The organism is Caballeronia sp. SEWSISQ10-4 2, from assembly GCF_030464885.1.
Taxonomy (GTDB): domain Bacteria; phylum Pseudomonadota; class Gammaproteobacteria; order Burkholderiales; family Burkholderiaceae; genus Caballeronia.
In genome coordinates this window covers 1-8,588 of the sequence record NZ_JALPRJ010000162.1, presented here as the reverse complement: position 1 = coordinate 8,588, position 8,588 = coordinate 1, and the positions used below count along the sequence as shown (strand labels likewise).

The following is an 8,588-nucleotide window of genomic DNA, read 5'->3' as shown; positions in this document are numbered from 1 at the left end:
AAATACAGCTAACTCACGCAGACCACTAAGGCCGAAAGCACCAACCCAGCCCCCCAACCCCGTCCACCGGCGCGAGCCCCCCCCCTTCGCAATAGCGACTTACAGGTTGGATTTTCAGTCTGCGAAGACTTCCTGCAGCGTCCGCAATGTGACGGACAACGTATTAGCCGGAATAGCGCCAAGCTTCTTGACCAGGCGAGTCTTGTCGATCGTGCGGATTTGATCGAGCAAGATCAGCCCCTTCTTTTGACTGAACAAAACGGATATTCGGTACGGCGCCGCCCGGCTTTTAGTCGTCATTGGCGCAACGATCACCGTGCGCAAGTGGTCGTGCAACTCAGGCGGCGATATCACCACGCATGGCCGGGTCTTCTGGATTTCGCTGCCAACGGTGGGGTCGAGGTTAATCAGCCAGACCTCTCCCCGCATTACCACGAAAGCTCCGCATCATCCGCGTTCGGAAACTCGCCCATCACCAGTCCGTCGTCGCCGGCTTCTGCAATGGCCTTGCTTGCGTCGGACCATCCTTGACGGGCCTTTTTCTGCGGTTTTCTTAGGACAATTGCGTCGTTTTCCACTTCCATCTCCACTTCGTCTTCCAGCCCAAGTTGGGCCAGGATGGGTTTCGGAATCAACACGCCTTGCGAATTGCCCATCCTGCGAATCGTTGTTTTCATCGCTTCACCGTAATGACAATGTTAGTCCAAAAGGGAACTGCATGGTCATACAATGTTAGTACAATTTGTCATTAAGTGTTCGATCGATTCGCGCATATTGTTCTCGCCGGCGTGCCCCCCTGAATCCCCCATCTGTAGCCGCCTCCCGGCGCCCGGTATACTCACGCGTCGCCCCAGGGCACGTTGTCCACTCTGCAAACCACCAGAACACGCCCTCCGAGACATCCGTCTTCATGCTCACGCCTCTCATTGCCCGCCTCGTCACGTTATCGATCCGCCGACCCGGCTGGATCATCGTTTTGTCGCTGTTGCTCGCCGCGCTGAGCAGCTATTACGTTGTCCATCACTTCAAGATCAGCACCGACATCAACCAGTTGATCGAGATGGAACCCGAATGGGCGGCGCGCGGCCAGGCTATCGACAAAGCTTTTCCACAACGTGGATCGACGGTGCTCGTAGTGGTGGAAGCACAAGCGCCCGAATTCGCCGATGCCGCCGCCAACGAGCTCGCGGCCGCCTTGGCCAAGCGCACCGACCACTTCACGGCAGTGTCCCAGCCTTCAGGCGGTGACTTCTTCGAACATAACGGCCTGCTCTACCTCCCGACCGATAAAGTCGCCGACACCACCCAGCAACTCGCGCAAGCGCGCCCGCTGATCAACGCGCTGGCCCACGATCCCACGCTCACCGGCCTTGCCGGCACGCTCAACACCAGCCTCAACCTGCCGCTGCAACTTGGTCAGGTCACGCTCGGGCAGATGTCGAAACTGCTGGGCCAGAGCGCTAGCGTGCTGGATAAAGTCCTCGCCAATCAACCCGCCGTCTTCTCGTGGCGCAATCTCGTCGACACCTCCGCCGTGCAGCCCGCGCGTGCGTTCGTGACCGCGCAACTGGTGGTCGACTACAACGCGCTCGAACCCGGCGCGAGCGGAACGAACGCGATTCGCGCGACGGCGGCTGAGTTGAAGTTATCGGAGAAATATGGGGCCGTGGTGCGGCTCACCGGCGAACAGCCGCTTTCCGATGAAGAATTCGCGTCGCTGAAAGACGGCGCCGTGCTGAACGGCATTTTGACGTTCCTCGTCGTGCTGTTGATCCTCTGGCTCGCGTTGCGCTCGGGGAAGATGATCGTCTCGGTGTTCATCACGCTGTTCGTCGGACTGGCGATCACAGCCGCGCTCGGCCTGCTGATGGTCCACGCGCTGAACCTGATTTCGATCGCGTTCATGGTGCTGTTCGTCGGGCTCGGCGTGGATTTCAGCATCCAGTTCGGCGTGCGGTATCGTGAGGAACGCTTCAAGGACGACCGGCTGGACGTGGCGCTCGTCAGCACCGCGCGGCATGCCGGCGTGCCGCTCACGCTCGCCGCCGCCGCGACCGCCGCGAGCTTTTTCTCGTTTTTACCAACGGCGTATCGCGGTGTGTCCGAACTCGGGCAGATCGCGGGCGTCGGCATGCTGGTCGCCTATTTCACCACCATGACCTTGTTCCCGGCGCTGATCAAAGTGTTCGCGCCGCCGGGTGAAGCAGGTTCGCCGGGATTCCCGAAGCTTGCGCCCGTCGACGATTACCTCGCGCGCAATCGCACGCCGGTGCTTATCGGCACGCTGGTGGTGGTGATCGGCGCTCTGCCGTTGCTGACGCATCTGCGCTTCGACTTCAATCCGCTGAATCTCAAAGACCCGAAAACGGAGTCGATGGCCACGCTGCTCTCGTTGAAAGACGCGCCCGAAGCAGCCGTGAACGACGTAAAGGTATTAGCGCCTTCGCTCGAGGAAGCCGACAAGATCGCAGCGAAACTCATGAAATTGCCGGAAGTGGAGCGCGCGACGACCTTATCGTCGCTCATTCCCGCCGATCAACCGCAAAAGCTCGAGTTGATCGCCGCCGCGGCAACGCCGCTTCTGCCCGCGTTGAACCAGCGCGTTGCCACGCCCGCCAACGACGCCGTGCGAGTCGCGACACTGAAGCGCCTCTCGAACCAGTTGGAACTCGCCGCCGATGAACATCCCGGCCCCGGCGAAAATGAAGCGCGTCATCTGGCAGCGACGCTGAAAAAGCTCGCATCGGCCGACGTCGCCACTCGCGAGCGCGCGGAGCACGCCATGTCCGACCCGCTGCGCATCGCGCTGGGCCAGATGCGTTCGCTGCTGCAACCGTCGCCGATCACGCTGGCATCGCTGCCTAAATCGATAACCGACAACTTGCTCGCCGCCGACGGTCACGCGCTCGTCGAGGTGTCGCCCAAGGCGCTGGCAGGCAAGAATCGCGACGACGACCAGTTGCTCTCCCGTTTCGCCCATGCCGTGCAGAAAGCCGCACCGGATGCGATCGGCGGCCCGATTTCCATCCTGCATTCGGCCGATACGATCATCAAGGCATTCGAGCAGGCGGCGGCGTGGTCGCTGATCGCCATCGCGATCCTGCTGTGGCTGACTTTGCGTCGAATCGGCGACGTTTTAAGAACTTTGATACCTTTGCTCGTCTCCACGGTTGTCACGCTGGAACTGTGCGTCGTGTTCGACATGCCGCTGAACTTCGCGAACATCATTGCGTTGCCGTTGATGCTGGGCATTGGCGTGGCGTTCAAGATCTATTTCGTGATGGCGTGGCGCAGGGGACAAACCGGTCTGCTGCAATCCAGCCTGACGCACGCCGTGATGTTCAGCGCCGCCACCACGGCGACGGCGTTCGGCAGTTTGTGGTTTTCGCATCATCCAGGCACGTCGAGCATGGGCAGGCTGCTGGTCCTGGCGCTTTTTACGACGTTGATTGGCGCAGTGGTTTTTCAGCCGGTTTTAATGGGAAAACCCCGACTGCGGCGCAAGGCGGCCCACACCGCTAAGACCGTACCTTAAACGCAGCTACTATTCACGCACGACCCCAAGGAAACCGACTCATGACGATGGCAAAAACGCCTGGCGCCGCCCGCAACTTGCGAGCGCTGACCGGAAGTGTGATGCTCGCCGCCGCTTTCGCCCTGTCCGGTTGTGCCACCGGCCCCGATCGTAATCCGCACGATCCGCTGGAACCCATGAACCGCGAGATCTTCAAGTTCAACGACGCCGCCGATAAATACGTCGCCCGCCCGATTGCGACTGGTTACGTGAAGGTCACACCGGCCCCGCTGCGCACGGCGATCAGCAACTTCTTTTCGAACATTGGCGATATCGGCAACTTCGCGAACAACCTGCTGCAGTTGAAGATCACCGACGCTACCGAAGATCTGGTGCGCTTCGCGTTCAACAGTACGTTCGGTATTGGCGGGTTGATCGACTGGGCGACGCCTGCGGGGCTGCCGAAGCACGATCAGGATTTTGGGCTGACACTCGGTCACTATGGTGTGCCGGCGGGGCCATATCTGGTGTTGCCGCTGCTCGGACCGAGTTCGGTGCGCGACGCGACGAACTGGATTGCCAGCTACCCGCTCAATCCGGGAACGTATATGAGTACGGAAGCGAACGCGGTGTTGTTCGGCGTGCGCTTCGTCAGTGCACGGGCCGATCTGCTGGGCGCGACGGATATCCTGTCGCAAGCCGCGCTGGATAAATACGCGTTCGTCCGCGATGCCTACACGCAACGCCGCCAGTATCAGCTGACGGGCGCGGCGAAGGCCACGCTGCCGGATTACGGCGATGAGAGCGACACGACCGCGGCGCCGGCAGCGGGTGCAAGCGCGACGGCTGCGCCAGCGACGCCGGGCGCGGGCGGCAGCAGCAGTTCGCAAGGCTTGCCGGACTACGCCGATCCGGGCGCGGCTCAGCCGGCATCGGCGCCGGCTGCAAAGTAACACTGCTCGCGATACGGCCTGTGCGGCCGTATCGCGTGAGCTACATCACGGCGGCCCAGGGATGGCGCTCGAAGTGGCGCTTTTCGAACGCTTCAATATCGGCGAGAGCGGTCAGCGTGAGATCGATCGTATCCATGCCTTCGATCACCATGCGCTTGTGCCGCGCACCCAGCAGGAACTTGAAAACCTGGCCGCTTGTTGTCGAGGTAACCGTCTGCACTTCTAAATCGATAAGAATCTTCGACGCTGGATCATTGGTCGATTCACGCAGTAATACGTCCACCGCTTCACGCTCGAGTTGCACGAGCAGCAGGCGATTGTTCATCGCGTTGGAGTAGAAGATTTCGGCAAAGCTTGGCGCAATGACGGCGTCGAAACCGTATTGCTGAAGTCCCCATACCGCATGTTCACGGCTCGATCCGCAGCCAAAATTTGCTCCGCCGATCAGGATGCGCGCACCGTCGTAAGCGGGCCGATTCAGCACGCAACCGCCAAGCGGCTCGCCGTGTTCATCGAAACGAAGATCGTAGAGCAAGCCCTTGCTCAAACCCGCTTTATCGATGATGCGAAGGAACTGCTTCGGCATGATCTGATCGGTATCGAGGTTCTCGATCGGCAATGGCACGGAGCTGCCTTCAATCGTGGTCAGCTTTTTGGTCATGACGGGTCTCCAGCGTGCGGACGTCGGTGATCTTGCCGGTCAGCGCGGCGGCGGCTGCCATCGCGGGACTCATCAGATGCGTGCGGCCGCCGCGTCCTTGCCGGCCTTCAAAGTTGCGGTTGGTAGTCGATGCACAGCGTTCGCCCGCTTCGAGGAAGTCGTCGTTCATCGCGAGGCACATCGAGCAACCCGGCTCGCGCCATTCGAAGCCGGCTTTCTTTAGCGTCTCCGCGATGCCTTCCGCTTCAGCTTGCCGACGCACCGAACCCGAGCCCGGCACGACCATCGCGCGTACGCCTTTGGCGACTTTGCGCCCACGCACAATCGACGCAACGATGCGCAAATCCTCAATCCGCCCATTCGTGCATGAGCCGATAAACACGCGGTCGATCAGCGTTCCTGCTATCGGCTGATTCGATTCGAGGCCGATGTAATCGAGCGCTCGACGCAATGCCGCGGCGGCTTCGGGCGTGGCTTGTGCGGTTGCATCGGGGATGAGTGCGTCGACTCGCATCGCCTGATCGGGGCTCGTGCCCCAGGTGACGAAGGGCGCGATGTCGTGGGCGTCGAAGGTGTATTCGGCGTCGAATGTAGCGTTGTTGTCGGATTTCAGATCGCTCCAGTCGGCGAGCGCGGCGTTCCACGCGGCTTCATCGAGCGACTTCGCATGCGCGCGGACATAGTCGAACGTCGTCTGGTCCGGCGCAATCAGTGCCGCCCGCGCGCCGGCTTCCACGGTCATGTTGCACAAGGTCATGCGCGCTTCCGCCGAGAGCGACGCGATGGTTGATCCTCCAAACTCCACCGCATAACCCCGCGCGCCCTGAGCGCCGATGCGGCTGATGATCCAAAGAATTACGTCCTTCGATGCAGTCCCATAAGGCAGCGCGCCAACGATGGTGATGCACATGGTTTGCGCCACGCGATACACCAGCGTCTGCGTGGCAAGCACATGCTCAACCTCCGATGTACCGATACCAAACCCGAGCGCGCCTAACGCGCCGTACGTGGTCGTGTGGCTATCGCCGCAAAGCACGGCCATGCCGGGGCGGATCAAACCCAGTTCCGGCGCGACGATGTGCTCAATACCCTGCAGCGGATCGTTTGCGGCATAGAGCCGGATGCCCGCTTTGTCGCAGTTGCGCGCGAGATTCTCGGCTTGCAGCAGCGATTCGGCATCACGAATCACACGCGGCGATTCGGCGTGCGTAGGAATGATGTGGCTGACCACCGCGAGTTGCTGCTTAGGACGGCGCACCGGGCGATGTTTCTCAGCGAGACCGCTGAAAGCTTGCGGACTCGTGTACTCGTTCATCAAATGCAGATCGACGTAGAGCAGCACGTTCTGATCGTCGATACGCGTCACCGAGTGCGACTCAACAAGCTTTTGATAGAGAGTTCGGTGCGACATGATGCTCAAGCCCGCAGGAACGGCAGCGCGCACTCGATCAACAACTCGGGCGCTTCTTCCGGAATGTAGTGACCGCATGGCAGCGAGTGGCCGCTGACGTTATCGGAGAAATTTTTCCATTCGGCGATCGGATCGAAGCACTTTTCGATCACGCCTTCCGCGCCCCACAGTGCGAGAAAATCGCACTTGATCTTCTGGCCAATAGCCAACGATTCGCGGTCATGTTCCAAATCGATAGTGACGCTCGCCCGATAGTCCTCGCAGATGCCATGCGCCGTGTCGGGCTGTTGCAGGCATCGCAGATATTCGGCGTATGCCGCCGGGGTGAACGGCTTCAAACCCGCACTGCGCGCGCCGATGGTCTGCTTCAGGTACAGGTCGGCATCGGTGCGAATCAGGGTCTCGGGGAACGGCTCGGGACGGACCAGGAAAAACCAGTGCCAGTAAGCGCGCGCGAATTCGAAGGAGGTTTTCTCGTACATCGCGAGCGTCGGCGCGACATCGAGCGTGATCAGCTTCGTCACGACATTCGGATGATCCAGCGCCATGCGGACCGCTACACGGCCGCCGCGATCATGGCCAAGCACCGCGAACGATTCGTAACCAAGCGTGCGCATCAGGTCGACCTGATCCTGTGCCAAGCGGCGCTTCGAATAATTGCTGTGATCGGGGAGGCCTTGCGGTTTGTCGCTGTCGCCGTAACCGCGCAGATCCGAGGCCACGATCGTGAAGTGTTTCGCCAGCGCGGGCACGACTTTGTGCCAGATCGCGTGAGTTTGAGGATGGCCATGCAGCAACAATAACGCGGGGCCGCTGCCGCCTTGTATTGCCTTGATCCTGACGCCATCAACAGTTGCCGATACGTCCTTGAAGTCATCGAACATCGTTGTCTCCCGCAGTTTTATGAAGTTTAATTGATGCATTTGTCGATATAGTTTCTATTCAGGCAATCCAGACATAACTTCCAGGAACTAATCGATGGACGGTTTTTCGGACCTCAACTTGTTCACGCTGGTTGCGCGGCATCGCAATCTGGCCGCCGCCGCGCGCGATCTCGGCGTGACGCCGCCTTCCATCAGCAAGCGGCTCGCGCAACTGGAACGACGGCTGGGCGTGCGGCTTTTAAACCGCACCACGCGGCGCGTCAGCCTCACGCCCGAGGGCGAGCTGTATCTGGCGAACGGCTCGCGCATCCTCGATGAACTCGCCGAACTGGAGCAACTCGTCACGAAAAGCCGGGCGGAGCCGACGGGTTTGCTGCGCGTGAATGCATCGTTTGGATTTGGGCGCTGCCGGATAACGCCGGCGGTATCGAAGTTCATCGAGCGATATCCGGCGATCAAGATCCAGCTGCACTTGTCGGACCGGCCGGTGAATTTGCAGGAGGAAGGTTTCGACCTGGGCATCCGTTTCGGCGATGTTCCGGATGCACGCATCAACGCGCGTTTGCTGCTCAGGAACCGGCGGATTGTTTGTGCATCGCCGGGGTATGTGGAGAAACATGGGCGGCCCGTCACGCCGCACGACCTGACGCGGCACGCATGTCTCGTGCTGCGCGAAAACGAATCCGCTTATGGGGCGTGGAATTTCACGCGCGGCAAAAAGGCGGAGACGATCAAGGTGGACGGGCCGCTCAGCAGCAATGACGGGAGTGCGGTGCTGCAATGGGCGCTGGACGGACGCGGCATTGCGGTGCGCTCGCAATGGGAAACCGAGGCGCTGGTTCGCGATGGGAAGCTGGTCGTGCTGCTGAACGACTGGGCGCTGCCGAATGCCGATATCCACGCGGTCTATTTAGAGCGGCATCAGTTGTCGGCGAAGTTGCGGACGTTTGTGGAGTTTTTGGGCGAGGAGCTACGTGCGGGGGCGGGTTAGGCGGCTCCTCGCGCGACGATGGATTATGAAATTCTGGAATTGCGCTATTCGATGCGGCTATCGATTAGGCAGAAAAATGCAGCGTTTAATTAATTTGAGGCGATGGTTTGCATCGCTTGTTTATCAGGTTGCGCGAAAGACCTCGGCCTTCAGGCCGGAGATGGACAGCGCGCC

General features: G+C 60.5%; 8 protein-coding genes. 3 read left to right on the top strand and 5 right to left on the bottom strand.

From position 1 onward, the window contains the following. Nucleotides 1-114: 114 nt before the first annotated feature. The gene (locus M0D69_RS42715) at nt 115-435 is read right to left on the bottom strand and encodes a type II toxin-antitoxin system PemK/MazF family toxin (RefSeq protein WP_301787822.1); all 321 of its coding nucleotides are present in this window, start codon (nt 433-435) and stop codon (nt 115-117) included. Beyond that, complete coding sequence (locus M0D69_RS42710; protein WP_122179964.1) at nt 429-677, bottom strand: AbrB/MazE/SpoVT family DNA-binding domain-containing protein; 249 nt, start codon at nt 675-677, stop codon at nt 429-431. Before M0D69_RS42710 ends, M0D69_RS42715 begins: the two co-directional genes overlap by 7 nt. 233 nt (nt 678-910) lie before the next feature. Here M0D69_RS42710 and M0D69_RS42705 point away from each other — a divergent pair, with 233 nt between their 5' ends. Next, on the top strand, nt 911-3,535 hold the full coding sequence (locus M0D69_RS42705; protein ID WP_301787821.1) for an MMPL family transporter: 2,625 nt from the start codon (nt 911-913) through the stop codon (nt 3,533-3,535). Nucleotides 3,536-3,576: 41 nt separating this feature from the next. After that, a complete protein-coding gene (locus M0D69_RS42700) occupies nt 3,577-4,467 on the top strand; it encodes a VacJ family lipoprotein (protein ID WP_301787820.1) in 891 nt (296 codons plus the stop codon). A 40-nt stretch (nt 4,468-4,507) separates the two neighbouring features. Here M0D69_RS42700 and leuD read toward each other — a convergent pair whose 3' ends face one another. Genes leuD through M0D69_RS42685 form a run of 3 tightly spaced genes read right to left on the bottom strand, consistent with a single transcriptional unit; the run spans nt 4,508 to nt 7,423 of the window. After that, nucleotides 4,508-5,128 (bottom strand): 3-isopropylmalate dehydratase small subunit, encoded by a 621-nt coding sequence (gene leuD, locus M0D69_RS42695; RefSeq protein WP_301787819.1) that lies wholly within the window; start codon nt 5,126-5,128, stop codon nt 4,508-4,510. After that, a complete protein-coding gene (gene leuC / locus M0D69_RS42690) occupies nt 5,103-6,539 on the bottom strand; it encodes a 3-isopropylmalate dehydratase large subunit (RefSeq protein ID WP_301787818.1) in 1,437 nt (478 codons plus the stop codon). The genes leuD and leuC overlap by 26 nt, the downstream gene beginning before the upstream one ends. A gap of 5 nt (nt 6,540-6,544) precedes the next feature. Beyond that, complete coding sequence (locus M0D69_RS42685) at nt 6,545-7,423, bottom strand: alpha/beta fold hydrolase (RefSeq protein ID WP_301787817.1); 879 nt, start codon at nt 7,421-7,423, stop codon at nt 6,545-6,547. A gap of 94 nt (nt 7,424-7,517) precedes the next feature. On the opposite strand from M0D69_RS42685, the gene M0D69_RS42680 reads away from it, so the two are divergent. After that, complete coding sequence (locus M0D69_RS42680; RefSeq protein WP_301787816.1) at nt 7,518-8,414, top strand: LysR family transcriptional regulator; 897 nt, start codon at nt 7,518-7,520, stop codon at nt 8,412-8,414. The last annotated feature ends 174 nt before the right edge of the window (nt 8,415-8,588 follow it).

What these genes read in the sequence shown, in the direction of transcription:
- M0D69_RS42700 (WP_301787820.1), top strand. Translation starts at nt 3,577, where the DNA reads ATGACGATGGCAAAAACGCCTGGCGCCGCCCGCAACTTGCGAGCGCTG.
- M0D69_RS42685 (WP_301787817.1), bottom strand. Translation starts at nt 7,423, where the DNA reads ATGTTCGATGACTTCAAGGACGTATCGGCAACTGTTGATGGCGTCAGG.
- M0D69_RS42710 (WP_122179964.1), bottom strand. Translation starts at nt 677, where the DNA reads ATGAAAACAACGATTCGCAGGATGGGCAATTCGCAAGGCGTGTTGATT.
- leuD (WP_301787819.1), bottom strand. Translation starts at nt 5,128, where the DNA reads ATGACCAAAAAGCTGACCACGATTGAAGGCAGCTCCGTGCCATTGCCG.
- leuC (WP_301787818.1), bottom strand. Translation starts at nt 6,539, where the DNA reads ATGTCGCACCGAACTCTCTATCAAAAGCTTGTTGAGTCGCACTCGGTG.
- M0D69_RS42680 (WP_301787816.1), top strand. Translation starts at nt 7,518, where the DNA reads ATGGACGGTTTTTCGGACCTCAACTTGTTCACGCTGGTTGCGCGGCAT.
- M0D69_RS42705 (WP_301787821.1), top strand. Translation starts at nt 911, where the DNA reads ATGCTCACGCCTCTCATTGCCCGCCTCGTCACGTTATCGATCCGCCGA.